The sequence below is a fragment of the Erwinia papayae genome, from assembly GCF_058241465.1.
Genome location: NZ_JBZCHT010000013.1, coordinates 1,510,144 through 1,536,697, shown reverse-complemented (window position 1 = coordinate 1,536,697; position 26,554 = coordinate 1,510,144). Strand labels below are relative to the sequence as shown.

18 protein-coding genes and 2 pseudogenes are annotated in these 26,554 nt (G+C 56.0%); 12 read left to right on the top strand and 8 right to left on the bottom strand.

The window, feature by feature from the left end; genetic code table 11:
* On the bottom strand, nucleotides 1–1,725 hold the full coding sequence (gene ilvI, locus AC3RPL_RS23290) for an acetolactate synthase 3 large subunit (protein ID WP_490741706.1): 1,725 nt from the start codon (nucleotides 1,723–1,725) through the stop codon (nucleotides 1–3).
* Between the two features lie 724 nt (nucleotides 1,726–2,449).
* Between ilvI and leuL the strand changes: the two genes are divergently transcribed.
* The 5 genes from leuL to leuD all read left to right on the top strand — a co-directional run bounded on the left by leuL (nucleotide 2,450) and on the right by leuD (nucleotide 7,313).
* Nucleotides 2,450–2,536: a leu operon leader peptide gene (leuL, locus tag AC3RPL_RS23285; RefSeq protein ID WP_490742122.1), complete on the top strand. Its 87-nt coding sequence runs from the start codon at nucleotides 2,450–2,452 to the stop codon at nucleotides 2,534–2,536.
* A gap of 90 nt (nucleotides 2,537–2,626) precedes the next feature.
* The gene (leuA, locus tag AC3RPL_RS23280; RefSeq protein WP_490741705.1) at nucleotides 2,627–4,195 is read left to right on the top strand and encodes a 2-isopropylmalate synthase; all 1,569 of its coding nucleotides are present in this window, start codon (nucleotides 2,627–2,629) and stop codon (nucleotides 4,193–4,195) included.
* Complete coding sequence (gene leuB, locus AC3RPL_RS23275; RefSeq protein WP_490741704.1) at nucleotides 4,195–5,286, top strand: 3-isopropylmalate dehydrogenase; 1,092 nt, start codon at nucleotides 4,195–4,197, stop codon at nucleotides 5,284–5,286. The genes leuA and leuB overlap by 1 nt, the downstream gene beginning before the upstream one ends.
* A gap of 2 nt (nucleotides 5,287–5,288) precedes the next feature.
* Nucleotides 5,289–6,698, top strand: coding sequence for a 3-isopropylmalate dehydratase large subunit (leuC, locus tag AC3RPL_RS23270; protein ID WP_490741703.1), 1,410 nt, complete (start codon nucleotides 5,289–5,291; stop codon nucleotides 6,696–6,698).
* A gap of 9 nt (nucleotides 6,699–6,707) precedes the next feature.
* Nucleotides 6,708–7,313: a 3-isopropylmalate dehydratase small subunit gene (gene leuD, locus AC3RPL_RS23265; protein ID WP_490741702.1), complete on the top strand. Its 606-nt coding sequence runs from the start codon at nucleotides 6,708–6,710 to the stop codon at nucleotides 7,311–7,313.
* 57 nt (nucleotides 7,314–7,370) lie between these two features.
* Here leuD and AC3RPL_RS23260 read toward each other — a convergent pair whose 3' ends face one another.
* The gene (locus AC3RPL_RS23260) at nucleotides 7,371–8,558 is read right to left on the bottom strand and encodes a multidrug effflux MFS transporter (protein ID WP_490741701.1); all 1,188 of its coding nucleotides are present in this window, start codon (nucleotides 8,556–8,558) and stop codon (nucleotides 7,371–7,373) included.
* Between the two features lie 128 nt (nucleotides 8,559–8,686).
* Complete coding sequence (locus AC3RPL_RS23255; RefSeq protein WP_490741700.1) at nucleotides 8,687–9,865, bottom strand: sugar efflux transporter; 1,179 nt, start codon at nucleotides 9,863–9,865, stop codon at nucleotides 8,687–8,689.
* Between the two features lie 247 nt (nucleotides 9,866–10,112).
* On the opposite strand from AC3RPL_RS23255, the pseudogene sgrR reads away from it, so the two are divergent.
* From sgrR to thiQ, 4 genes and pseudogenes are all read left to right on the top strand, one after another.
* Nucleotides 10,113–11,774, top strand: a pseudogene (gene sgrR, locus AC3RPL_RS23250) (HTH-type transcriptional regulator SgrR).
* A gap of 320 nt (nucleotides 11,775–12,094) precedes the next feature.
* Entirely contained in the window at nucleotides 12,095–13,081 is a 987-nt protein-coding gene (gene thiB / locus AC3RPL_RS23245) for a thiamine ABC transporter substrate binding subunit (protein ID WP_490741699.1), read from the top strand.
* Nucleotides 13,057–14,667: a thiamine/thiamine pyrophosphate ABC transporter permease ThiP gene (gene thiP, locus AC3RPL_RS23240; RefSeq protein WP_490741698.1), complete on the top strand. Its 1,611-nt coding sequence runs from the start codon at nucleotides 13,057–13,059 to the stop codon at nucleotides 14,665–14,667. The genes thiB and thiP overlap by 25 nt, the downstream gene beginning before the upstream one ends.
* Nucleotides 14,651–15,352: a thiamine ABC transporter ATP-binding protein ThiQ gene (gene thiQ / locus AC3RPL_RS23235; RefSeq protein ID WP_490741697.1), complete on the top strand. Its 702-nt coding sequence runs from the start codon at nucleotides 14,651–14,653 to the stop codon at nucleotides 15,350–15,352. The genes thiP and thiQ overlap by 17 nt, the downstream gene beginning before the upstream one ends.
* Here thiQ and AC3RPL_RS23230 read toward each other — a convergent pair.
* A complete protein-coding gene (locus tag AC3RPL_RS23230) occupies nucleotides 15,339–16,106 on the bottom strand; it encodes a DedA family protein (protein ID WP_490742121.1) in 768 nt (255 codons plus the stop codon). The two genes, thiQ and AC3RPL_RS23230, sit on opposite strands and share 14 nt — an antisense overlap.
* A gap of 173 nt (nucleotides 16,107–16,279) precedes the next feature.
* On the opposite strand from AC3RPL_RS23230, the gene polB reads away from it, so the two are divergent.
* The 3 genes and pseudogenes from polB to rluA all read left to right on the top strand — a co-directional run bounded on the left by polB (nucleotide 16,280) and on the right by rluA (nucleotide 22,481).
* Entirely contained in the window at nucleotides 16,280–18,640 is a 2,361-nt protein-coding gene (gene polB / locus AC3RPL_RS23225) for a DNA polymerase II (RefSeq protein WP_490741696.1), read from the top strand.
* A 257-nt stretch (nucleotides 18,641–18,897) separates the two neighbouring features.
* Nucleotides 18,898–21,788: pseudogene (rapA, locus tag AC3RPL_RS23220) on the top strand (RNA polymerase-associated protein RapA).
* A gap of 39 nt (nucleotides 21,789–21,827) precedes the next feature.
* Nucleotides 21,828–22,481: a bifunctional tRNA pseudouridine(32) synthase/23S rRNA pseudouridine(746) synthase RluA gene (gene rluA, locus AC3RPL_RS23215; protein WP_490741695.1), complete on the top strand. Its 654-nt coding sequence runs from the start codon at nucleotides 21,828–21,830 to the stop codon at nucleotides 22,479–22,481.
* Nucleotides 22,482–22,514: 33 nt separating this feature from the next.
* On the opposite strand, the gene AC3RPL_RS23210 is transcribed toward rluA, so the two are convergent.
* Genes AC3RPL_RS23210 through AC3RPL_RS23195 form a run of 4 tightly spaced genes read right to left on the bottom strand, consistent with a single transcriptional unit; the run spans nucleotide 22,515 to nucleotide 26,506 of the window.
* The gene (locus AC3RPL_RS23210; RefSeq protein WP_490741694.1) at nucleotides 22,515–23,471 is read right to left on the bottom strand and encodes a glycyl-radical enzyme activating protein; all 957 of its coding nucleotides are present in this window, start codon (nucleotides 23,469–23,471) and stop codon (nucleotides 22,515–22,517) included.
* Nucleotides 23,434–25,815, bottom strand: coding sequence for a choline trimethylamine-lyase (cutC, locus tag AC3RPL_RS23205; protein ID WP_490741693.1), 2,382 nt, complete (start codon nucleotides 25,813–25,815; stop codon nucleotides 23,434–23,436). The genes AC3RPL_RS23210 and cutC overlap by 38 nt, the downstream gene beginning before the upstream one ends.
* Nucleotides 25,812–26,141, bottom strand: coding sequence for a DMT family transporter (locus AC3RPL_RS23200; RefSeq protein WP_034936404.1), 330 nt, complete (start codon nucleotides 26,139–26,141; stop codon nucleotides 25,812–25,814). The genes cutC and AC3RPL_RS23200 overlap by 4 nt, the downstream gene beginning before the upstream one ends.
* Nucleotides 26,141–26,506 carry a DMT family transporter gene (locus AC3RPL_RS23195; protein ID WP_490741692.1) on the bottom strand — a complete coding sequence of 122 codons (366 nt, stop codon included), beginning with the start codon at nucleotides 26,504–26,506 and terminating at the stop codon, nucleotides 26,141–26,143. Before AC3RPL_RS23195 ends, AC3RPL_RS23200 begins: the two co-directional genes overlap by 1 nt.
* Nucleotides 26,507–26,554: the final 48 nt, after the last annotated feature.

Below are 26,554 nucleotides of genomic sequence, written 5' to 3'. Positions count from 1 at the left end.
TTAAGTCCTCTCCGTTTTGCTCAACCACATTTCGTCCATTCCACCGCCACGAATTTGCATAGGGTATACGTGCTCGGTGCCATCAACATTCACATCCACAAAGACCAGCCGCCCTTTGCCTAATGCTTCCAGCGCCTCGGTCAGCTTTGCCTCCAGTTCATGTGGATGGTCAATGCCGATACCAACATGGCCATAGGCCTCCGCCAGACGGACAAAATCAGGCAGAGATTGCATGTAGGATTGCGAATGACGCCCGGAATAAATCATGTCCTGCCATTGTTTAACCATGCCGAGGAAACGGTTGTTCAGGCTCAGCACCAGCACCGGAAGGTCATACTGTAACGCCGTGGAAAGCTCCTGAATGTTCATCTGGATACTGCCATCGCCGGTGACACAAATCACCGTTTCTTCCGGCAGTGCCAGCTTAACGCCAAGCGCGGCAGGCAGACCAAACCCCATCGTGCCCAGACCACCCGAGTTAATCCAACGACGCGGCTTATCAAACTGATAATAGAGTGCAGCAAACATCTGGTGTTGTCCGACATCGGAAGTCACATACGCTTCACCTTTGGTCAGACGCCAGATGGTTTCAATTACCGCCTGCGGTTTAATCTTCTCGCTGGTCTGGTCCCAGGCCAGACAATGGCGTGCGCGCCACTGTTCGATGCTCTGCCACCAGTCACGCAGGCTGTCATAGTCCTGCTCCTTTTCACCCTGAGCCAGCAGTTCAAGCATCTGGTTCAGAACCTGCTTAGCATCCCCGACGATCGGAACATCTGCGGATACCGTTTTGGAAATTGACGTCGGATCGATATCAATATGCAATACGGTCGCGTTCGGGCAATATTTCGCCAGATTATTGGTGGTACGGTCATCAAATCGTACGCCGACAGCGAAAATGACATCAGCGTTGTGCATGGTCATGTTGGCTTCATAGGTGCCATGCATCCCCAACATCCCTACACACTGACGGTGCGACCCCGGAAAACCGCCCAGCCCCATCAGGGAGCAGGCCACCGGCAAGTTCAGCTGTTCAGCAATCTGGCGCAGCTCATCGTGGCAGGCCGCATTGATCACGCCGCCCCCGGCATAAATGACCGGTTTTTTTGCCGCAAGAAGCGTTTGCAGAGCGCGCTTAATCTGGCCTTTATGCCCCTGAGTGGTGGGGTTGTATGAACGCATACTGACTGACTCAGGCCAGGCATAAGGCAATTTGCTGGCAGGATTCATCACATCTTTTGGCAGATCGATCACCACCGGCCCGGGGCGACCGCTGGAAGCCAGCCAGAACGCTTTTTTCATCACGGTAGGAATGTCTTCGGCCTTTTTGACCATAAAACTGTGTTTCACTACCGGACGCGAAATACCCACCATGTCGCATTCCTGAAAGGCGTCATAGCCAATCAGCGTCGAGGGCACCTGCCCGGAGAGCACCACCATCGGCACTGAATCCATATAGGCAGTAGCAATCCCGGTAATCGCATTGGTCGCGCCAGGGCCAGAGGTAACCAGTACCACGCCCACTTCACCGGTTGAACGGGAATAACCATCCGCCATGTGCACCGCGCCCTGCTCATGACGGACCAGCACATGGTCAATACCGCCGACGGTTTGCAATGCATCATAGATATCGAGGACGGCCCCGCCGGGGTAGCCGAATACATGTTTAACTCCCTGGTCGATCAACGATCGAACGACCATCTCGGCTCCTGATAACATCTCCATTTTTGCCTCCAGGCTTTAACTTTAAGGTGCTGAGTTATCTGGCAGCACACCCTGTGGTTTACAGAAACAGGGTGCCGCCCGGATAAGGTCAAAACCAGTATTTAGTATCGGTAGGAAATCGTTTGCAAAAACCGTGCAGCAGACTGCACACCGGTATTTTGATTTTTTATGACCAGTACCATAACCGCAGACAACTTAGCAGGCAAACGGCATTCCCTATCCCGGTCTCTGCTGACGGGCAGCAAGGTACTGCTCATCATAGGAACTTAACGACAATTACACTGACCCCCCGGCGAAAGAAAAGCGCTTTCTACTAATGAAGGAAATATTTTCAGTGTGATCGTTTTGTTATAAAAACAAACTCGCAGACAAATTAAGTCAGGATGTTTTAATATTGTCGCCATTTTGGTTTTATATGCTGCATTTTTTCACAAAAAAAGAACAAGCCACTCACTCCAGGTGATTATTATTCTGGATAATTTATAAGTTTTACCTATATAACAGACTGATTAAAATAACTTTTATCCATTATACCGGGGACATTGACCTTTTTTTTACCGGTGATTTTCAGCGACGTTTTTACTGCTTTCTTTTGTTCTGCAACACCTCCGGGGACCAGCATTATTTTCCTTTGTGACTACGCAATAACCTCACAGCGGCAGTTGACATCGCCCCCCGGTTTCAAGTATCAATATTGGACAGAAAATTTTTAAGGTCTGATTCAATGATTCGTACCACCTACCTCCTCGGTCTACTACTACTAAACGCCTCTTTTGTGCGCGGTATACTTGTGGGCGGAGTGAATCACTGATTCAGGCTTGCAAAGCAAAAAAACCCGCGCCAGTCGCGGGTTTTTTTATGTCCGCAATCAGGGCAAAGCAAACACGACAAGGGATACACAATGAGCCAACAAGTCATTATTTTCGATACCACTCTGCGTGACGGCGAGCAGGCATTGCAGGCCAGCCTGAGTGTCAAAGAGAAATTGCAGATAGCGCTGGCGCTGGAGCGTATGGGCGTTGACGTGATGGAGGTCGGATTCCCCATCTCCTCTCCCGGCGACTTCGAATCAGTGCAAACCATTGCCCGTCAGATTAAAAACAGCCGTGTCTGCGCCCTGGCCCGCTGCGTTGAAAAAGATATTGATGCGGCTTACGAGTCGCTGAAAGTGGCTGATGCCTACCGCATCCACACCTTTCTGGCGACCTCGCCCATGCACATCGCCACCAAACTGAAAAGTACGTTGCCGGAAGTGATCGAACGGGCGACGACGATGATCAAACGCGCGCGCAATTACACCAACGATGTGGAATTTTCCTGTGAAGATGGTGGACGCACCCCCATCGACGATTTGTGCCGCGTGGTGGAAGCCGCAATCAATGCCGGAGCCACCACCATCAACATTCCGGATACCGTCGGCTATACGCTGCCCGGTGAGTACAGCAACATCTTCGCTCAGTTACGCAACCGCGTACCCAACATCGACAAAGCCATCCTTTCGGTACATACCCATGACGATCTGGGCATGGCGGTGGGTAATGCTCTGGCGGCAGTGCAGGCTGGCGCACGTCAGGTAGAGGGAACCCTGAACGGCCTGGGCGAGCGTGCAGGAAACTGTGCACTGGAAGAAGTGATTATGGCGATCAAGGTGCGTAACCAGTTGATGGGTGTGCACACCAACATTAATCACCACGAAATCTATCGCACCAGCCAGACAGTCAGCCAGATTTGCAACATGCCCATCCCGGCCAACAAAGCCGTGGTCGGCACCGGGGCCTTCGCCCACTCGTCCGGTATTCATCAGGACGGCGTGCTGAAGAACCGTGAAAACTACGAAATCATGACCCCGGAATCAATTGGCCTGAACCAGATACAGCTGAATCTGACCTCCCGTTCTGGCCGTGCTGCGGTAAAACATCGCATGGATGAGATGGGTTACAAAGAGGACGATTACAGCCTGGATGCGTTGTACGACGCTTTCCTGAAACTGGCGGACAAAAAAGGCCAGGTGTTCGACTACGATCTGGAAGCGCTGGCCTTTATCAACAAACAGAACGAAGACCCGGAATACTTCCGTCTGGATTATTTCAGCGTACAGTCCGGCTCCAGCGTGATGGCGACCGCCTCTGTCAAACTGGGTTGCGGTGAAGAGGTCAAAGCCGTAGCGGCAACAGGCAATGGCCCGGTTGACGCGGTATATCAGGCGATTAACCGCATTACCGATTTTGATGCCGAGCTGGTGAAATATCAGCTGACCGCCAAAGGCCACGGCAAAGACGCGCTGGGCCAGGTGGATATTGTGGTTAATTACAATGGCCGTAAATTTCATGGCGTCGGTCTGGCCACGGATATCGTCGAATCCTCCGCCAAAGCGATGATCAATGCGCTCAATAACATCTGGCGCGCCCGTCAGGTTGAGCAGGAACTGCAACGCAAATCAAAAACCAAAGACCAGAAGGAAACGGTGTAATGAACTCCAGGACTTATCATATTGCAGTATTACCCGGCGATGGCATCGGACCGGAAGTGATGGCGCAGGCAGGCAAAGTACTTGATGCGGTGCGCCAGCGTTTCGGTATGCGCATCACCACCAGTGAATACGATGTGGGCGGCGCGGCCATCGATCGCCACGGAGAGCCCCTGCCCCCGGCAACCATCGCCGGATGCGAGCAGGCCGATGCCATTCTGTTTGGCTCGGTGGGTGGACCGAAATGGGAGCATCTGCCTCCCGCCGAACAGCCAGAGCGCGGTGCGCTGCTGCCTTTGCGCAAACACTTTAAACTGTTCAGCAACCTGCGTCCGGCCAGTCTGCATCAGGGGCTGGAAGCCTTCTGCCCGCTGCGCAGCGATATCGCCGCCAGAGGGTTTGATATCCTGGTGGTGCGTGAGCTGACCGGGGGCATCTATTTCGGTCAGCCAAAAGGGCGTGAAGGCAGCGGTCAGCATGAACGCGCTTTTGATACCGAGGTTTACCACCGCTTTGAAATCGAACGCATCGCCCGTATCGCCTTTGAATCAGCCCGTAAACGTCGTAAAAAAGTCACCTCTGTCGACAAAGCCAACGTATTGCAGTCCTCAATCCTGTGGCGGCAGATTGTTAACGAAGTCGCGGCCGATTATCCGGATGTTGAGCTCAGCCATATGTACATCGACAACGCCACCATGCAGTTGATCAAAGAGCCTTCGCAGTTCGACGTGATGCTCTGCTCCAACCTGTTTGGCGACATACTTTCTGACGAATGCGCGATGATCACCGGCTCGATGGGTATGCTGCCTTCCGCCAGCCTTAACGAACAGGGTTTTGGTCTGTTTGAACCTGCCGGTGGCTCGGCCCCGGATATCGCCGGAAAAAACATCGCCAATCCGATTGCGCAAATCCTGTCGCTGTCGCTGCTGTTGCGCTTCAGTCTGGATGCAGCCGACGCTGCGGATGCGATTGAACAGGCGGTCAGCCGCGCGCTGGCAGAAGGCTATCGCACGGGTGACCTGGCGGGTGGCGGTAGCGCAACCACCACCGAAGAAATGGGCTCGATTATTGCCCGATTTATCAGCGAAACCTGATTATGAAAACATTATACGAGAAGCTGTTTGATGCCCATCTGGTACATGAAGCACCGGCAGAAACGCCGCTGCTGTACATTGACCGGCACCTGGTTCATGAAGTGACCTCGGCACAGGCTTTTGATGGCCTGCGGGCGCACGGACGCCCGGTGCGCCAGCCGTCTAAAACCTTCGCCACCATGGACCACAATGTCTCGACGCAAACCCGTGACATTAATGCCAGTGGCGAGATGGCCCGAATTCAGATGTCGCTGTTAATCAACAACTGTAAAGAGTTTGGCGTCACCCTGTACGATCTCCAGAACCCTAATCAGGGCATCGTCCATGTTATCGGACCAGAACTGGGTTTATCGCTGCCGGGCATGACCATTGTCTGCGGCGATTCACACACCTCCACCCACGGTGCCCTTGGCGCGCTGGCATTTGGTATTGGCACTTCAGAAGTGGAGCATGTTCTGGCCACACAGACGCTGAAACAGTCCCGCGCCAGAACCATGAAGGTTGAAGTTACCGGCCAGGTCGCGCCGGGCATCACGGCGAAAGATATCGCCCTCGCGGTGATCGGTAAAACCGGCAGCGGCGGCGGTAACGGCCATGTGGTGGAATTCTGCGGTCCGGCGATTGAGCAGCTGAGCATGGAAGGTCGGATGACCGTCTGCAATATGGCGATTGAACTGGGCGCAAAAGCAGGCCTGATTGCGCCGGACGACACCACATTTAACTACATCAAAGGCCGCAAGTTTGCCCCTCAGGGTGAAGCCTGGGAGCAGGCGGTGGCTTACTGGCGCACGCTGAAATCCGACAGCGATGCAAAATTCGATAAAGTGGTGACCCTTGACGCTGCGGATATCGCGCCGCAGGTCACCTGGGGAACCAACCCCGGGCAGGTGATTGCCGTTGACCAGCTTATTCCCGATCCGGCCTCTTTCAGCGATCCGGTGGAACGTGCCTCGGCTGAAAAAGCACTGGCCTATATGGATCTCAGGCCCGGAATCCGGCTGACCGAGGTCAGGATTGATAAAGTGTTTATCGGTTCCTGTACCAATTCCCGCATCGAAGACCTGCGGGCAGCAGCAGCGGTAGTCAAAGGGCAGAAAATTGCCACGGGCGTCCAGGCCTGGGTCGTGCCGGGCTCCGGTGCGGTGAAAGCACAGGCTGAAGCGGAAGGGCTGGATAAAATCTTTCTGGAAGCAGGATTCGAATGGCGTCTGCCCGGCTGTTCGATGTGTCTGGCGATGAATAACGATCGCCTCAGCCCCGGCGAACGCTGTGCCTCCACCAGCAATCGAAACTTTGAAGGTCGTCAGGGTCGCGGTGGACGAACCCATCTGCTCAGTCCGGCAATGGCAGCCGCTGCGGCAATAGCGGGTCACTTTGCCGATATCCGTCAACAGGCCGTAACGCCTCATTAAGGAGCCAGCATGGCGAAGAAATTTACCCGGCATACCGGCATCGTGGTGCCGATCGATACGGCAAACGTCGATACCGATGCGATCATTCCAAAACAGTTTTTGCAGATGGTGACCCGCACCGGCTTTGGCCGCAACCTGTTTTATGACTGGCGTTACAGTGATGCCGAAGGCCAGATCCCCAATGCGGATTTTGTCCTCAACCAGCCTGCCTTTCGCGGTGCCAGTATCATGCTTACCCGCGAAAACTTTGGCTGTGGTTCTTCCCGTGAACATGCCCCCTGGGCGTTGACCGACTATGGTATTCAGGCGATTATCGGCAGCGATTTCGCCGATATATTCAGCAATAACGCATTCAACAATCAGCTTCTGCTGGTGACGCTGAGTGAAGCCGATGTTGACCAGCTGTTCAGGATGGTTGCAGCACAGCCAGGGATCAGTTTCACGGTGGATCTGGAGAATCAGCAGGTGCTCGCCGGGGAACAGCGCTATGGCTTCGCCATTGACAGCTTTCGCCGTCACTGCCTGCTCAACGGGCTGGACAACATTGGCCTCACCTTGCAGCACGATACGCAGATTAGCGACTACGAGCAGAAACAGCCGCTCTTCTTACGCTAATGGCACCAGTAACACAGCGCCATTGAGAAACGCAGCCTGAGTGAAGGGCTGTTTTGGTCAGAGCTGCCGCGAAGCGCCCACCTGAGTGGCAACGGCTGTTCTGACGGCGAGATAACACGCCAGCGCCAGCAGATAGCCGCCCAGTAGCACCACGCTCATCGACACGCCGGATGTGCCTCCGATGCCGGTCAGCGGGGCACTCACGCCGCCCATCGCAAACATCAGCATCCCCATCCACGCGGACGCCGTGCCCGAACTTTCGCCCTGGCGCTGCATGGCAACCGAGCTTGCCAGCGTGCAAATTCCGCTGTTGATCGACACGGTAAAAAACAGCACCGCAATGATCAGCCACAGCGGCCCCTGCAATAAAAAGGTCAGCAGCAGCAACAGGGCAAAAATAACCGCCAGCGGTAAAGCGGCGCTTAACACGGCAGATTCTCCCCACTTCACGGAGACCCTGGCCAGCAGCAAAGAAAAAATCACCAGCCCGACACCGTTAACAGCAAAGGTGCAACTGTATTGCAGCGCAGAAAGCTGCCAGGCCTGCTGAAAGATATAAGATGACGCGCCAATATAGGCAAACAGCCCCGCCATCATAAAACCCTGTAACAGGCATAACAGCATAAAGGTACGATCGCCAAACACACTGCCAGAGCCAGACGATGCTGTGGCGTTGCGAGGCCCGGAGCGGGTTTCCGGCAGTACTCGCCACGCCAGCAGCAACAGCAGCGCACCGGCAACCGCCAGAGAGATAAACAGTCCCCGCCAGCTGGTGATACTCAGTTGCAGGCCGCCCAGAACCGGTGCCACAACAGGCGCAATGCCATTAATGGTCATCAGCAAAGCAAAAAAACGGGTCAATGCGGTGCCATCATAAAGATCGCGGGCAATAGCGCGCGACAAAACCGCGCCACCGGCCCCGGCCACTCCCTGAAAGAATCGCGCGGCGATCAGCTGCGCCATGTCATCAGTCCAGGCACACCATAACGACGCCAGACAAAACAGCAGCAGCGAAACCAGCAACGGTATTTTTCTGCCGATTCGGTCACTCAACGGCCCGAAAACAAATTGCCCCACCCCCAGCCCTGCCAGCGCGGCGGTCAGCGTCAGCTGTCCGGAAGCGGTGGAGGTATTCAACTGACGGGTGAGTTCGGGTAAGGAAGAGAGATAAAAATCCGTGCACAACGGCCCCAGCGCCGTCAACGCGCCGAGCATCAGCGCATAGCTAAACCTGCCTGTTTTCATAATCAATCCATCCTGAAATGAGAGCGCTCATTCTTATCACTTTCGTTTAACGGGTCAATTAACCACCAGCCGCATCCCTGCCTGCTGACTTTATTTTTACAGGGTGATAACGCTATCCCTCGATTTCCTTAAACGTCCTTAACTTTGGCCGTCATCACCAGTGCCGCAACCGCCAGCAAAAATGCCGCCCAGTAGACCGATATATGCCCAAAGCTTTCTGCCAGCGCCCCCTGAAGCACCCCGGCGAGGATCACCCCGGTGGAAATACTGTTGGTAAACAGGGTGGTTGCCGCACCCGGTCTGGAGGGCATCAGATCCTGGAACCAGAGCATACCGATTCCCGCCACAATGCCGATGAATACCGCATTAAAAATCTGCATCGCCATTAATGCCGCCCGCGAATGGAACAGCACCAGACTGAGATAAAACAGCACGCCCGCTACCGATGCCAGCAGCATCATTCTGCGTTTACCAAAACGTTTAACGTAATGCCCGGCCAGCAGCATCGCCGGGATCTCCAGTCCGGCAGCCACCCCCATCAACAGGCCAGCCAGACGGTCCGGCAACCCCAGCACGCTACTGATATAGATAGGCATATCAATGATATACATGGTATTGCAGGTCCACATCAGCAGGGAAGCGAGAAACAGCAGTCTGACATCCCGATTTTTCCAGCCGCCGATTTCGGTAATCGCCACGTCTGCCGGTTGCACCACCCTGGGCACCGAGGGCAGCGCGAACCAGATTAGCGCCATACACACCACGAACAGCCCGGCGGCGATAACAAACATGATGGTAAAACCGTAGTTCAGCGCCAGAGCAAAAGAGAGGGGCGGGCCGATAACCCAGGCCAGCGATAGCTGAGCGCGCATCACTGAGCTGAACATCACCACTTCACGCGCGGAACTGTCGGCATATTCCCGCGCCAGCGCAAAAATTTGCGGCATCGCCACGCTGGCCAGTGCCGCCAGCACCACCCCGGCAGTAATCAGCGTCAGATAGTGACGATTAAAAGCAAACAGCAGCGCATTGCCCACCGCCATCAGGCAACAAAACAGGATTAGCATACGTCTGTCGCCCTGGTTATCTGACCGCTTTGCCAGCAGAAAGCTGACCACAATGCCGGCGACCGCGTTGATGGTGTAAAACAGCCCTACCCAGAATGGACGAACCGCGACCTCACGGGTGAGAAACAGACTCAGCGTCGGTGCCTGCAACGCGCCCGCCACCCCCACCATAAAGGACACGGCCATAAAGGCGAGGTAGATTGGGTTAATGCGGCGGCGACGCGATAAAAGCGATTTCATACTGATCCTTCAACAAAGAGGTCACGGTGGCGGACTGGCAACAAACAGCAAGCATAGAAGAAAACCCGCGCCAATGAAAAAAGCCAGCGGCTGAACGCCCGCTGGCTGGTGAAGTCGCACCATACTCAGATTCAAATAATGTCAGAGCGCCATTCAAAGAATGCCTCCCGCTCTTTCATCGTCGGCTATTATTCACCTAATATAGGGCAGCAAAAACAGACAACCTTTTAATGAGGGTTCCCCTTTTATGTCCTCTTCCCGCCTGCAACAGCAATTTATCCGGCTCTGGCAGAGCTGCGAAGGTCAGTCACAACAGACCACGCTCAACGATTTGGCCCTCAGGCTGAGCTGCTCACGACGTCATATGCGTAACCTGTTAAATGCCATGCAGCAACAGGGCTGGCTGGAATGGCAGGCAGAAGCCGGGCGCAGTAAGCGTTCACAGTTAACCTTCCTCTACACCGGGCTGGCCCTGCAACAACAACGGGCGGAAGATCTGCTGGAACAGGATCGAATTGATCAGCTGGTCCAGCTGGTTGGCGATAAAAATACCGTGCGTCAGATGCTAATCTCCCGTCTGGGACGCAGCTTTCGTCAGGGCAAACATATTCTGCGCGTCCTCTATTACCGCTCACTGCTTAATCTGTTGCCGGGAACGCCGCTCAGGCGCTCAGAAACCCACCTGGCGCGGCAGATTTTCAGCGGGCTGACCCGGATAAATGAGGAAAATGGGGAAATCGAAGCGGACATCGCCCATCACTGGCAGCAGATTACGCCACGGCACTGGCGCTTTTTTTTACGTCCGGCAATCCATTTTCATCATGGTCGTGAGCTGGAGATGGCCGATGTGATTGCCACGCTGGAAAGGCTGAAAAGCCAACAGGCCTGTGCCAATCTGCAACAGATCTCCTCATCTGCGCCCTGGACGCTGGATATCCATCTGCATCAGCCAGACAACTGGCTTCCGTGGATGATGGGCAGCGTCAACAGCATGATCCTGCCGAAAGAGTGGCCATTTATGGCTGACTTTGCCCGCCAGCCCGTTGGCACCGGCCCGTACGAAGTGGTACGCAATCAGCAGACCCAGTTACGCATCCAGGCGTTCGATGACTATTTTGGCTACCGGGCGTTGGTCGATGAAGTCAACATCTGGGTGCTGCCAGAGATCAGCGAAGAGCTGGTCTGGGCCGGGGTAAAACTCCAGGGGGGCAGTGTGGACGAAAAATCAGAAGAGAGCAGACTGGAAGAAGGATGCTATTTTCTGTTGTTCGATCAGCGTTCAGCTTTGGGCCGCCACGAGCAGGTGCGTCGCTGGGTAAGCATGATAGCCAACCCGATAGCCCTGCTCAGCCAGACCGGCACGGGGTATCAGCGCTACTGGTTTCCCGCCTGGGGTCTGCTGCCACGCTGGCATCACCGCCGCGATATGACCCTGACAGAAAAACCGGACTCCCTTACCTCACTGACGCTCACCTGGTATCACGATCATATCGAATATCAGGCTATTGCTGAGGCGCTGAGGCCGCTGCTGGCCGCCCAGGGCGTAACCCTGAAAACCCGCCAGGTGGATTATGCCAGCTGGCATCGTGGCGACGCTGAAAGCGACATCTGGCTGGGCAGTGCCAATTTCACCCTACCACTGGAATTCTCCCTGTTTGCCCTGCTGTACGAAATCCCGCTGGTGCATCACTGCGTAGCTATAGACTGGGAAAAAGACGCTCAGCAGTGGCGTTAACAGACTCTCCCGCTGGCCGACTGGAGCAAAGCGCTGGTTGAAACTTACAGCCTGCATCCGCTGTTCCATCACTGGCTGCTGCTGGAGGGCGAGCGCAGTATGCGCGGTGTCAGAATGAATACGCTGGGCTGGTTTGACTTTAAATCAGCCTGGTTTGCCCCGCCCGAAGGATGATGCTTTCGCTGTTGCGCGGAAATCACTAGAATAGGCCCGTTCTCAACGGGGTGCGAAAAAACCAGGGCAATAACCGGCCCGTGACACAGGCAGTCAGTAACAGAAAGGCAGTGCACAGAACCGCAGCATACTGGCTGATACGGATACTGAGCGATGCCCGACCTTATACGGATACTGAGCGATGCCCGACCTTAGCCGACGCCACGCGTTTTTTTCGCTGAGACAGACCCGTCGAACCTGATCCGGCTAATACCGGCGTAGGGATTTGAGAGTTGTGCCTGCTCAGATCATGCGTCCTCACCATCACCAAGGAACGCAACGTGCTAAAGAAAGTCCTTCCCCTGCTTGTTTTATGCTCTCTCCCTGCTTTTGCTGAAAAACCCACGCTGACCGTCTACACCTATGATTCCTTCTCCGCCGACTGGGGACCCGGACCGGCGATTAAAAAGGCCTTTGAAGCCAGCTGTGACTGCCAGCTGAAATACGTCGCGCTGGAAGATGGGGTTTCCCTGCTTAACCGCCTGCGGCTGGAAGGGAAAAACAGCAAGGCTGACGTGGTGCTGGGGCTGGATAACAACCTGCTGGATGCGGCTGAAAAAACCGGCCTGTTCGCGCCCGCGGGGGTCGATACCCACAGCCTCACCGTACCCGGAGGCTGGAAAGATCACACCTTTGTGCCTTACGACTATGGCTGGTTCGCCTTTGTTTATGACAAAACCCGGCTGCAAAACCCGCCGTCCAGTCTGAAGGAGCTGGTAGAGAGCAATCGCCCGTTAAAAATCATCTACGAAGATCCGCGCACCAGCACCCCGGGACTGGGCCTGCTGCTGTGGATGCAAAAAGTTTACGGTGACCAGGCCGCTTCGGCATGGCAGAAACTGGCGGCAAAAACCGTCACCGTGACTAAAGGCTGGAGTGAAGCTTACGGGCTGTTCCTGAAAGGGGAAGCCGATATGGTGCTGAGTTACACCACCTCCCCGGCTTATCATCTGATTGAGGAAAAAAAATCGCAGTACGCCGCCGCCAACTTCAGCGAAGGACACTATTTACAGGTGGAAGTTGCCGGTCAGCTGAAATCCAGCAAGCAGCCACAGCTGGCGCAGAAGTTCATGCAGTTTATGCTGGATAAACCTTTTCAGGACGCTATCCCGACCGGCAACTGGATGTATCCGGTGGTAAAAGGGACGCTGCCCGCCGGTTTTGAGACGCTGACGGTGCCCGCCACCTCGCTCCAGTTCACGCCGCAGGACGTCGCCAGCCATCGCAGTCAGTGGATCAGTGCATGGCAACGCGCCGTCAGCCGCTGAGTAAAGCCACCTTAGTGCCAGGCATTATTGCCGCTACGCTGCTGGTCAGCGTGGCGTTGCTGGCCTTTGGCACGCTGTGGCACCACGCTCCCGCTGATGGACAAATGGCCCTCTGGCAGGATGATTATGTCTGGCACCTGTTAGCTTTCTCATTGCAGCAGGCGTTGTTGTCCACCGCGCTGGCGGTGCTACCGGCGATCCCGCTTGCCAGAGCGCTGTATCGCCGCCGCTTCCGGGGGCGAACCACCCTGCTCCGGCTGTGCGCCATGACCCTGGTGCTCCCGGTGCTGGTGGTAATTTTCGGCATCCTCACAGTTTATGGCCGCAGCGGCTGGCTGGCCGACCTCTGCGCCCTGTTGGGCGTGAACTACACCTTCACGCCCTATGGTCTGCGTGGCATTCTGCTGGCCCACGTCTTCTTTAATCTGCCACTGGCGGCGCGGTTGCTGTTGCAGACGCTGGAACAGATCCCTGGTGAACAGCGCCAGCTGGCGGCACAGCTGGGAATGCGCGGCTGGAACCACTTTCGTATCGTCGAATGGCCGTGGCTGCGACGGCAGATCCTGCCCACCGCCGCGCTGATTTTTATGTTGTGCTTTGCCAGCTTTGCCACGGTATTAGCCCTCGGCGGCGGCCCGAAAGCCACCACCCTCGAACTGGCCATTTTTCAGGCGCTGAGTTTTGATTTCGATGCAGGTCGCGCAGCCCTGCTGGCGCTGCTGCAAATGACCTGTTGTCTTGGACTGGTGATGCTCAGCCAGAGACTGAGTAAGGCCCTGCCCTCCGGGAGCGCCAGCATCAGCGGCTGGCGTAATCCTGAAGACAGCCTGCCTGCCAGAATCAGCGACTGTCTGTTAATCATTCTTGCCCTGCTGTTGCTGCTACCGCCGCTGCTGGCGGTGGTGGCACAGGGCATCAACCGGGGCTTACCGCAGGTGTTGCAGCAGCCTGCACTCTGGCAGGCCACCTTTACCTCGCTGCGGGTGGCGGTGGCAGCAGGTATCCTCTGCGTGATCCTGACGGTGATGCTGCTGTGGAGCAGCCGTGAACTGCGCCTGCATCAACGGCTGTGGATGGGTCAGGCGCTGGAGCTGAGCGGAATGTTAATCCTCGCCATGCCCGGCATCGTGCTGGCTACCGGCTTTTTTCTGCTGCTGAATGACACCACCGGCCTGCCACAATCGGCTGAGGGCATCGTGATTTTTACCAATGCGCTGATGGCCGTGCCTTATGCAATGAAAGTTCTGGAAAACCCACTGCGGGACAGCGCCGCACGCTACAACCTCCTGTGCCTGTCGCTGAATATTCGCGGCTGGAACCGGCTGCAACTGATCGAGCTGCGGGCGCTGAAGCGCCCGTTGACTCAGGCACTGGCTTTTTCCTGTGTGCTGTCGGTCAGCGATTTCGGCGCGGTAGCGCTGTTTGGTAATGAAGATTTCCGTACCCTGCCGTTCTGGCTGTATCAGCAGATCGGTGCTTATCGCAGTGATGACGGTGCAGTGACAGCGCTGCTGTTATTGCTGCTCTGTTTTCTGCTGTTTACGCTGATTGAAAAACTGCCGGAGCGCCATGCTGACACTGAGTAACCTGACCTGGAACGACAGCCCCCTTTCGATGTGCTTTTCTCTCAAGGTCGCGGCGGGTGAGAGAGTGGCAATTCTCGGTCCGAGCGGCGCGGGTAAAAGCACCCTGCTGAGCCTGATTGCCGGATTTCTGCCCGCAGACAGTGGCGGTCTGTGGCTGAACGGTGAGGATCACCGCACGACGCCCCCGGCCAGACGCCCGGTATCGATGCTGTTTCAGGAGAACAATCTTTTTCCGCATCTGACGGTGGCGCAGAATATTGGCCTGGGATTGCATCCGGGTCTGCGGCTGGATGCGGAGCAAAAGCAGGCGTTAAACATCATCGCACGCCGCGTTGGCTTACAGGACTACCTGACACGTCTGCCTGCCCAGCTGTCTGGTGGGCAGCGGCAGCGAATCGCGCTGGCCCGCTGCCTGGTGCGCAGGCAACCCCTGCTGCTGCTTGATGAGCCTTTTTCCGCGCTGGACCCGGCGCTACGCCAGGAGATGCTACAGCTGGTCAACGAGGTCTGTGCGGAGCGTGATATCACCCTGTTGATGGTTTCCCACCACATAGAGGATGCCGCACGCATTACGCCGCGTAGCACGGTGATTGTTGACGGTCAGGTGTTCTGGGATGGCAGTACGGCAGCATTGATGCAGGGCGACGTTGCCGCCGCCAGGGTGTTGGGCATTACTGCCCGATAAAGACTTTCCACAACAGCTGACGGAACAGCGGCATCATCGGATGGAACTGGATAGCGATAAAGCCTGCCATCGCCACCGTCATCATCAGCGGTGCCAGCCAACGCAGACGGGTGGCAGGCAGATATGGCGTTGCCCAGTCGGAGGTTTTTTTCGCCCGCAGCCACCGCCAGCAGAGCCAACAGCCCAGCCAGACCAGCAGCGCCACCGCCAGCAGCAGCCAGCGAAACATCGCGCTGTTGGTGTCTTTCGGCACGTCAATGGCTACCCCAGCCAGAATCCCCGGCAGCAGATAGAGCGGCGGCCAGAGCAGACAGCCAATGATATTCGGGGGAATAAACTTTTTCACCGGCAGTTCAAGCATCCCCGCCACCAGCGGGATCAGCGGGCGGGTAGGTCCGACAAAACGCCCGACAATAATGGTGAACATACTGTGCTGATGCAGGGCGTGTTCCGTTTTATCCATCAGCGCCTGATGTTTTTTAATAAACGACCAGCGATGCAACGGTCCTTTAAACTGCCAGCCGATAAAGTAAGAAATCCAGTCGCCCAGCAGACAACCCAGCGTGCCCGCCAGCCAGGCCGGATAAAGCCCGATCTGCCCACTGCCGATCAGCGCGCCAAATGACGCCATCAACACCGTGCCAGGCAACAGCAATCCCACCAGCGCCAGCGACTCAAAAAAGGTAATCAACCCGACGGCCAGCAGCGACCAGGCAACGGACTGGGTAATAAGATGTTGCAGCCAGGCTTCCATACTTTCCACACTGTTTTTTTCAGGAAAGCGGATTGTCCAGAGCCTCCCGGAGTCCGTCAAGTGCTGTTTTGTACAGAAGTGTCTTGCGCGCTGATGGCGGCGGTATCACAGGATAAGCACTGTATAAATAAACATGCTATTATCAGAGCTTATCAGCTCAACAGGAACGTAAGGTGAACGACGCACGCGCAGGCTTTCTGTTAACCCGCCACTGGCGGGATACCCCATCCGGCACCGAAGTGGTGCTGTGGCTGGCGACCGATACCGGTCCACAGCGGGTGGTGCTGCCTGTGCAGGAGTCGGTGGCGTTCATCCCGCAGGAGGCGTTGCCGCAGGCTGAAGCGCTGCTGAAGCAGGAGCGTCACTACCGGCTGGTGCCACTGGAGCTGAAAGATTTTCGCCGACGTCCGGTTGCCGCGCTCTATTGCAGGCAGTACCGCCAGTTACTGAAGCTGGAAAAGCTGCTGCGTGAGCAGGGTGTGATGGTGTACGAGGCCGATATCCGACCACCTGACCGCTTTCTGATGGAACGCTACATCACCTCACCGGTGTGGTTCAGCGGCCAGCCTGCCGGTAACAGTCTGCTCAATACCCGTGTTAAGCCGCATCCTGACTATCGTCCGCCGCTGAAGTGGGTATCGCTGGATATTGAAACCACCCGTCACGGTGAGCTGTACTGCATCGGACTGGAAGGCTGCGGTCAGCGCGATGTTTATATGCTTGGCCCGGAGAATGGCGATGCCAGCGGGCTGGACTTCAACCTGGAATACGTCGCCAGTCGGCCACTGCTGCTGGAAAAACTGAATGCCTGGTTTGCGCAGCACGACCCGGACGTACTTATTGGCTGGAACGTGGTGCAGTTCGATCTGCGGATGCTGCAAAAACATGCGGACCGCTACGCCATCCCGCTGCGGTTAGGACGTAATAACGAGGTGCTGGAGTGGCGCGAACACGGCTTCAAACCCGGCGTATTCTTTGCCCAGGCCACCGGACGGCTGATTATTGATGGCATAGAAGCGCTGAAATCCGCCTTCTGGAACTTTGACTCCTTCAGCCTGGAGGCCGTTTCGCGCCAGCTGCTGGGCGAAGGCAAAGCCATCGATAATCCGTGGGACAGAATGCAGGAGATAGACCAGCGTTTTGCCGAAGACAAACCCGCGCTGGCGCGCTACAACCTGAAGGACTGCGAGCTGGTCACCCGCATCTTCCATCACACCGAGCTGATGCCCTTTCTGTTGGAACGGGCAACGGTAACCGGGCTGGCAGCCGACAGGCACGGCGGCTCGGTCGCTGCCTTCAGCCACCTTTATCTGCCCAGAATGCATCGCGCTGGCTATGTCGCGCCGGGACTGGGGGAAATCGCCCCGGAGGCCAGCCCTGGCGGCTATGTCATGGATTCGCGCCCTGGCCTGTATGACTCGGTGCTGGTGCTGGACTACAAAAGCCTCTATCCCTCGATTATCCGTACCTTCCTGATCGACCCCGTTGGGCTGATTGAAGGCATCGCCCATCCTGATGACGCGGATTCGGTCAGCGGCTTTCGCGGCGCACGATTCTCACGCCGCCGACACTGCCTGCCGGAGATCGTCAGCCAAATCTGGCAGGGACGCGAAGCGGCCAAAAAACAGGGTAACCGGCCGCTCTCCCAGGCACTGAAAATTATCATGAATGCCTTTTATGGCGTGTTGGGCACCAGCGCCTGCCGCTTTTTCGATCCCCGGCTGGCCTCATCGATCACCCTGCGCGGCCATGAGATTATGCGCCAGACGCGAGAGCTGGTAGAAGCCGAAGGCTACGACGTGATTTATGGCGACACCGACTCCACCTTTGTCTGGCTGAAAACACCGCATGATGAGCCGTCCGCTGCCGCCATTGGCCGCACTCTGGTCGCAAAGGTTAACCAGTGGTGGCGCGAACATCTTCAGCAGCAATACGGCCTTGAAAGCGCGCTGGAGCTGGAATATGAGACCCATTTTTGCCGTTTCCTGATGCCGACAATACGCGGTGCCGAGCAGGGCAGTAAAAAGCGCTACGCCGGACTGATCCGTGAAGGAAACAGTGAACGCATGGTATTTAAAGGCCTGGAAACCGTGCGTACCGACTGGACGCCGCTGGCGCAACATTTTCAGCAGACGCTCTACCTGAAGATCTTCAAAAATCAGCCTTATCAGGAGTATATCCGCGAGACGGTGCGTCAGTTGCTGGACGGCGAACTTGACAGCCAGCTGACCTACAGCAAAAGGCTGTGGCGCCCGCTGGACGATTACCAACGCAACGTGCCACCGCATGTCAGAGCCGCGCGCATTGCCGATGAGCAAAACCACAAGCTGGGCCGCCCGTTGCTGTATCAGAACGGCGGGAAGATTCGCTACGTGATCGCCACCAGCGGGCCGGAACCACTGGAAGCACGGATTACGCCGCTGGACTACGATCACTACCTGACAAAGCAGTTACAGCCGGTGGCGGAAGGGATACTTCCTTTTCTTGAAGATGACTTTGCAGCACTGGTGACCGGACAATTGGGGCTTTTTTGACAGGTGACGAATCTCTTTCCTTCCAGTACCATAGCGCCCTTTCTGATTGACTGAATTATTTTGCCGGGCCTTTATACCCAAAGTAATTCGGGTTGCAGGAAGGCGGCAAGCGAGTAAATCCCCGGGAGCTTACTCAGGTAAGTGACCGGGGTGAGCTCGTGCAGCCAACGCACCTGCAACGTGAAGTATGAAGGGTAATCGCCTGGCTGAAGTGCTTTTGCCTGTACCCACCACAAAGAGAACCGAGCCAAATATCTATGCCTTTTACCCTTGGTCAACGCTGGATCAGCGATACGGAAAGCGAACTGGGACTGGGAACCGTGGTCGCCATCGACACACGCATGGTCACCCTGCTTTTTCCTGCTACCGGTGAAAACCGACTCTATGCAAAAAATGACTCTCCCATTACCCGCGTGATGTTCAATCCGGGGGACACCATCACCAGTCATGAAGGCTGGCAGATGGAGGTCAGCGATGTTAACAGCAACAACGGGCTGATGACCTACACCGGCACCCGACTGGATACCGGCGAAACTGACGTGGTGCTGCGTGAGGTGATGCTCGACAGCAAGCTGGTATTCAGTAAGCCGCAGGACCGTCTGTTCGCCGGCCAGCTGGATCGTATGGATCGCTTCGCCCTGCGCTTCCGCGCCCGCAAATACCAGAGCGAACAGTATCATCTGGCGACCAGCGGCCTGCGTGGGATGCGCACCAGCTACACATCGCCCACGACGTCGGTCGCCGTCATGCGCCGCGCGTCCTGCTGGCGGATGAAGTTGGCCTGGGGAAAACCATTGAAGCCGGGATGATCATTCATCAGCAGTTGCTGGCGGGACGTGCAGAGCGGGTGCTGATAATTGTGCCGGAAACCCTGCAACACCAGTGGCTGGTGGAGATGCTGCGCCGCTTTAATCTGCATTTCGCGCTGTTTGATGATGACCGCTATGCCCAGGCCCAGCTCGACAGTGACAACGCCTTCGAAACAGAACAGCTGGTTATCTGCTCGCTCGACTTTGTGCGCCGTAACAAGCAGCGGCTGGAAAAACTGGCTGATGCCGCCTGGGACCTGATGATCGTTGACGAAGCGCATCACCTTGCATGGCAGGAAGGTCAGCCGGGTCGTGAATATCAGGTGATTGAACAGCTGGCAGAGCAGATCCCCGGCGTACTGCTGTTAACCGCCACGCCTGAACAGCTGGGTATGGAGAGCCATTTTGCCCGTCTGCGCCTGCTCGATCCCAGTCGTTTCCATGATTTTGCTGCCTTTGTCGAAGAACAACAGCATTTCCGTCCGATTGCCGATGCGGTTGCCACGCTGCTGGCTGACCAGGCCATCACGCAGCAGGAGATGAACATGCTTAACGACCTGGTCGGAGAGCAGGACATCGAACCGCTGTTGCAAACGGCGAATGGCGAGGGCGACAACAAGCTGGCGGCGCGTCAGGAACTGATCGCAATGCTGATGGATCGCCACGGCACCAGCCGCGTCCTGTTCCGCAATACCCGTAACGGCGTGAAAGGTTTTCCACGGCGTGAACTGCATCAGATCCGTCTGCCGCTGCCGACGCAGTACCAGACCGCAATCAAAGTCTCCGGCATTATGGCCGCGCGTAAGAGCGCCGATGAACGTGCGCGGGACATGCTCTATCCGGAGCAGATTTATCAGGAGTTTGAAGGCGACAGCGGCACCTGGTGGAACTTCGATCCGCGCGTCGAATGGCTGATGGGCTTTCTCACCAGCCACCGGGCCGACAAGATCCTGGTGATCTGCGCCAAAGCCGCGACCGCACTGCAACTCGAACAGGTGCTGCGTGAACGTGAAGGTATCCACGCCGCCGTGTTCCATGAGGGTTTGTCAATTATCGAACGCGACCGCGCCGCCGCCTGGTTTGCTTCAGAGGAAAACGGCGCACAGGTGCTGCTCTGTTCAGAAATCGGTTCCGAAGGCCGCAACTTCCAGTTTGCCAGCCAGATGGTGATGTTCGATCTGCCCGCCAATCCGGATCTGCTGGAGCAACGTATTGGCCGTCTGGATCGCATCGGCCAGGCGCACGATATTCAAATCCATGTGCCGTATCTGGAAAAAACCGCCCAGGCGGTCCTGCTGCGCTGGTATCACGAAGGGCTGGATGCCTTTGAACACACCTGTCCTACCGGCCGTACAGTGTATGACAAAGTCAGTGCGCAACTGACCGGCTATCTGGCCGCGCCGGAGAGTACGGATGGACTGGATCACTTTATCAGCGAGTGTCGTCAACAGCATGACGACCTGAAAAATCAGTTGGAACAGGGGCGGGACCGTCTGCTGGAACTGAACTCCAACGGTGGCGAAAAAGCGCAGGCGCTGGCAGAGCAGATAGCGGAACAGGACAACCATATAGAGCTGGTTAACTTTGCGCTGAACCTGTTCGATATCGTCGGCATTAATCAGGAAGATCGCAGTGATAACCTGATTGTCCTGACGCCGGGCGATCATATGCTGGTGCCGGACTTTCCCGGCCTGCCGGAAGATGGCTGCACCATCACCTTTGATCGCGGCCAGGCGCTTTCGCGGGAAGATGCGCAGTATATTACCTGGGAGCATCCGATCATCCGTAACGGGCTGGATCTGATCCTCTCCGGCGATACCGGCAGCTGTGCTCTCTCCCTGCTGAAGAACAAAGCGCTGCCGGTCGGCACCCTGCTGCTGGAGCTGATCTGGGTGGTGGAGGCGCAGGCCCCCAGACATCTGCAACTGACCCGCTTCCTGCCGCCGACGCCGGTACGGATGCTGGTTGACAGAAAAGGCACCAATCTGGCTGAAAAAGTGGAATTCGAAAGCTTCAACCGCCAGCTGAATGCCGTCAACCGCCACACCGGCAGCAAACTGGTGAACGCAGTTCAGCAGGATGTGCACGCGATCCTGCAACTGTCAGAAGAACAGGCCGCCGCCGAAGCCCGTAAGGTGATTGACCGCGCCCGCCAGCAGGCTGACGAGAAACTGAGTGCAGAACTGTTACGTCTGGACGCATTGCGCGCCGTCAATCCCAACATCCGTCAGGATGAAATCGACGCGCTGGAAAACAATCGTGAGCAGGTCCTGCTGGCGCTGAACGAGGCAGGCTGGCGACTCGATGCCCTGCGCCTGATTGTCGTCACTCATCAGTAATATCCACGGGGCGGTGAATCCGCCCCTACAGGCAGAAAGATGGAACCCTATAACCCACCGCAGGAACCCTGGCTACATATTCTGTATCAGGACCAGCATATTATCGTGGTCAATAAGCCCAGTGGACTGCTCTCGGTTCCTGGCAGGCTGGCAGAACACAGCGACAGCGTGATGAGCCGCATCCAGCGCGATTTTCCCGCTGCGGAATCCGTTCACCGGCTGGATATGGCCACCAGCGGGGTGATCGTGGTGGCGCTGACCAAAGGCGCAGAGCGTGAACTTAAACGGCAGTTTCGCGAACGGGAACCGCAGAAGACCTACGTGGCAAGAGTCTGGGGACATCCGGCACAGGAAAAGGGGCTTATCGATCTGCCGCTGATTTGCGACTGGCCGAACCGGCCAAAACAGAAGGTCTGTTTTGAAACCGGTAAAGCCGCGCAAACCGAGTATCAGGTGCTGGAGTACGCCGCCGATAACAGCGCACGGCTACAGCTGAAGCCCCTTACCGGCCGCTCTCATCAGCTCAGGGTTCATCTGCTGGCGCTGGGGCATCCTATTCTTGGCGATAACTTCTATGCCCATGAACAGGCCAGAATGATGGCTTCCCGCCTGCAACTCCATGCCGAAGTACTGACCATCACCCATCCCAGCTTTCAGTCCGCAATGACCTTTCGTCAGCCCGCAGACTTTTAAGTGCGGGCGACAGCCATCGTCGGTCATCGGGGCTTATCCAATACAGTGCGACAGCGTGGTGGTCGGCAGACCGTGCTGCCGGGCAATCGCGGCCATCAGCGCCACCTGTGGCTTACCGTGATCCGGATGCAGTTGCTCATAGCGGCACTCCCTGCCGGACAGCTCATATTTGCGATTGCCAAAGTTATGGTAGGGCAGCAGATCAATCATGCGGAAACTGCTGTGTCCCTGCACTATCCCGGCAATCATCGCCATCATCTTCTGCGCCTCTTCTTCACTGTCGTTCACCTCGGAAATGACCGGAATACGGATATGCAGCGGAATATCCTGCGAAAGCAGCTTCTTCAGATTAATCAGAATGCGGTGATTACTGACGCCGGTGTAGCGTTGATGCCGTGTTTCATCCGCAAGCTTGATATCAAACAGCACCAGCTGGCTCAGCTCACAGGCCCGCCATAACGCAGACCAGGAGGCAAAACCAGAGGTTTCCACCGCGGTATGGATGCCTTCCTGCCTGGCGAGTTGCAACAGCGCGCGAGAAAACTCCGGCTGCAACGCCATCTCACCGCCGCTGAGGGTCATCCCGCCGCCAGAGGTACGGTAGTAAAGCTCGTCAGCCAGCACCGTGCGCATCACGTCATCAACGCTGAGCTGACGCCCGACATGGCGGATCGCCGCCGCCGGGCAGGCATATTCCGCTGGCCAGGCGCCCCGTCCGACGTGCCCGGCCTTATCGGCAGGCCCCCGACCGGGACACGCCTGCCAGCAGGACGCTTTTGCACAGCGGGCACGGTCAAAAAACAGTTCCGTTTCCCTCGCCAGACTTTCCGGATTGGCACACCAGGCGCACTTCATCTGGCATCCTTTCAAAAACACCACGGTGCGCACGCCGGGACCGTCATGCAGCGAGAAACGTTGCAGGTTAAACACCGTGCCCGTCGGCGTGGTAGACTCAGAACCGCTCAAGCTGGGTGCGGCTGATAATTTCATCCTGAACCTCACGACTGAGTTCGACAAAAAAGGCGCTGTACCCGGCCACCCTGATCATCAGATTACGGTACTGCTGCGGATCCTGCTGAGCCTTACGCAGCGTTTCATCATCAACGTAGCTGAACTGCATCTGTGCGTTGCCCAACATGCTGGCACTGCGCAGCAGGGTGATCAGCCCCTGTTCGCCTTCCGGCGTGTCGAGAATGCCATGCAATAACTTGAAGTTATGCACCATGCCAATTTCCATCTCTTCAACGTTGATGCGACCAACAGAGTTGATAATGGCGGTGGGTCCGGCAAAGTCAGTCTGTTGCGATGGGCTGATGCCGTCCGCCAGCGGCATTCCGGCAAGACGCCCACTGGGTAGCGCACCGGTCACCAATCCGAACGGGGTATTGTTGGAAATCGACAGGGTGCCGTGGGTAAAGGGACCATACAGCATCTGGTACTGACGATGCTCATTTTCGGTGAAACGGATCAGATCGCGTGCGATGACGTCAACGTCCTCAACATCGTTGCCAAATTTCACCACGTTCAGACAGGCCAGGTGCAGTTGCTGATGACCGTCAAAATTATCCCGCAATGCCTGAGCCATCTGCTCCAGCGTAACCTGCTGCCGTCGCCAGACCAACTCATGCATCACCATCATTGAGTTGGCATAATCCGCCATGCCGGTCCAGATCAGTCCCGGACCGTTATTAATCATCGCGCCGCCCTGCATCACCTCTTTACCCTGCGCCATACACCCTTCCAGCAGGCAGGAGATAAAAGGTTTTGGTGCCAGACTTTTATGTAGTTTCTGCACCAGCAGCGTGGCTCTGGCCGCCTGCTGAACGATATGGCTGAGCTGCTGCCTGACCGCAGACTCGAAAGCTTCATAGCTGGTCAGCTGGTGCAGTTCACCGGTTTGCGGGCCAGCCTGCGAACCGGTGGCGGTTTTGCCATTGTTCAGCGCCAGTTCGATGGCACAGGTGAAGGTGGTGTAACCCACGGAGGTCCATTGATAGATACGGCCTGCACGCTGTGGCTCGACACAGCCCATCAGGCAGTAGTCGCGGGCATCGTCATAATCAAACCCTTTACGCAGCATCATTTTGATATGGGCATCATCAAAATGGCAGGCGGGGAAACCAATCCCGGCGCGAACCACCTCGACAATTTTGCGCATAAACGGCTGTGGCGACTGGTTGTGAATACGCACGGCAAGGCTTGGCTGATAAATTTTCAGCTTACGCGAGCAGTCCATAATCAGCAGGGAGAGTGGATTGGTTGCGTCTCCGCCTTCACGTTTTTGTCCCCCCACCACCAGGTTAACGAAAGGCTGATAACCGGCGAAGTACATCGCGGAGGCGGCGCTGCAAATCCACATGCATTCCGACATCTTGATCATCCAGCAGTACAGCAGCTCTTCCGCCTGTTCGAGCGTCAGTACGCCTGAAGCCAGATCGGCCTCCAGCAGCGGCCAGAGATATTGATCAACGCGCCCCAGCGAAATGCCGGTCTGATTCTCTTCCAGAATAAACAGCGACTGCGCAAACCAGATAGCCTGTAAAGCCTCGTGAAAGCTTTGCGGTGGCTGCTCGGGAACGCGGCGGCAAATGGCCGCCAGATTTTCCAGCTCGGCTTTACGCTGTGCTGAGGTTTCCTGCTGCGCCAGCTGGTCGGCATAGTCGGCATAGCGATGGGCATAATCCGTCACGCCCTGGCAGGTTTCGATAATGGCCTGATAAAAGTACTGTTTTTCCTGATCTTCTGCACAGGTTGCAGAGAGCTGGCACAGCGCCTCTTCTGCCTCTTTACGCACGCCTCCCAGCCCTTTTTGCAACAAAATGATGTCATAGCCGGGACAGGTATCGCCGCCGCCATTCTGGGTTTTAATGCTCAGATCACAGATGCCATCGCGGGTGCTCCATTCCCACAGCCCGGCATGGCGCAGCTGTGTTTCCGCCATTTCATCCAGAGAACGCCCCTGCCAGAAGGGAAAGATCTCTTCACGCAGTTCGCGCTTGACCTCTTCGCTGATTTGATAAGGGTCCTGAGTACGCGTTGACATGGTTTCCAGCTCATCAGCCACCCAGCGCCAGGCAATTTCAGGCGAGATTTCTCCGCCACGCGCCGCCCCGGCGGGATGACTGATGATCAGCTCCTGCTCACCAATGACCAGCGGGGCAATCTGACAGGCACGGCGAAATGCCATCGCGCGCAATAACAAAACCGGCATTCCAGGGTAACGACGATAAATTTCGGTTACCGCTCTGGCACGGGAGGCAGAAATAAAAGGCTTAGCCTGTAAATAACGCTCACGCAGGGCGGAAATTCTTGGAAGAAGCGTCTCATTTGTCATTTAAATACTCCCATCGTAATACAACCAGTGACAATTAAAAGGATGCCTGTGAGGGTGTACTTCCCTGTTTTCTGCCGAAAAAAAATCATCCCTGCGATATTAACCATTGCAATGCCCAGACCGGACCATAAGGCGTAAGTCAGCCCCACCGACAGAGCAGTCATCGCTCTGGAAAGTGAAAAGAAACAGAGAAAATAAATCGTCAGGACGGCAAGGGTTATTCCTGCCCGACGAAAATCATTGGTTTTAGGTAACAGACTGGTAGCAATAACTTCGGTAATTATTGCCACCGATAACCAGGCAAAACCAGATAAGGCAACAGGCATTAACTGTTCTCCTCTGCCGTATTTTCATTTAACTCATCTCTGGCCAGTAAATTAATGACCAGCACACCCGTAATAATCAGTAATATCCCGCACAGCCCCCCCGGATGAACGCCTTTGCCAGACAGGAAAAAATTAATCAGCGATGTCGCTACAATGCCGATGCCCGCCCAGAGTGAATAAGCCAGGCCAATGGGGATCTTTTTTAACGAAAGCGTCAGCAAATAATATGAACAAAAATAAGCGGCCAGCGCACCTGACGCAGGGATCCATTTCGTCATACCACTGGATAAGCCCAGCAATGTGGTAGCGATGATTTCGGTTATGATGGCCAGTATCAGGAACCTGCTGTATTTATCATTAGTCATATAAGTTCACCGATTTCAGAACAGCTTATTAACAATGAATTAAAATCA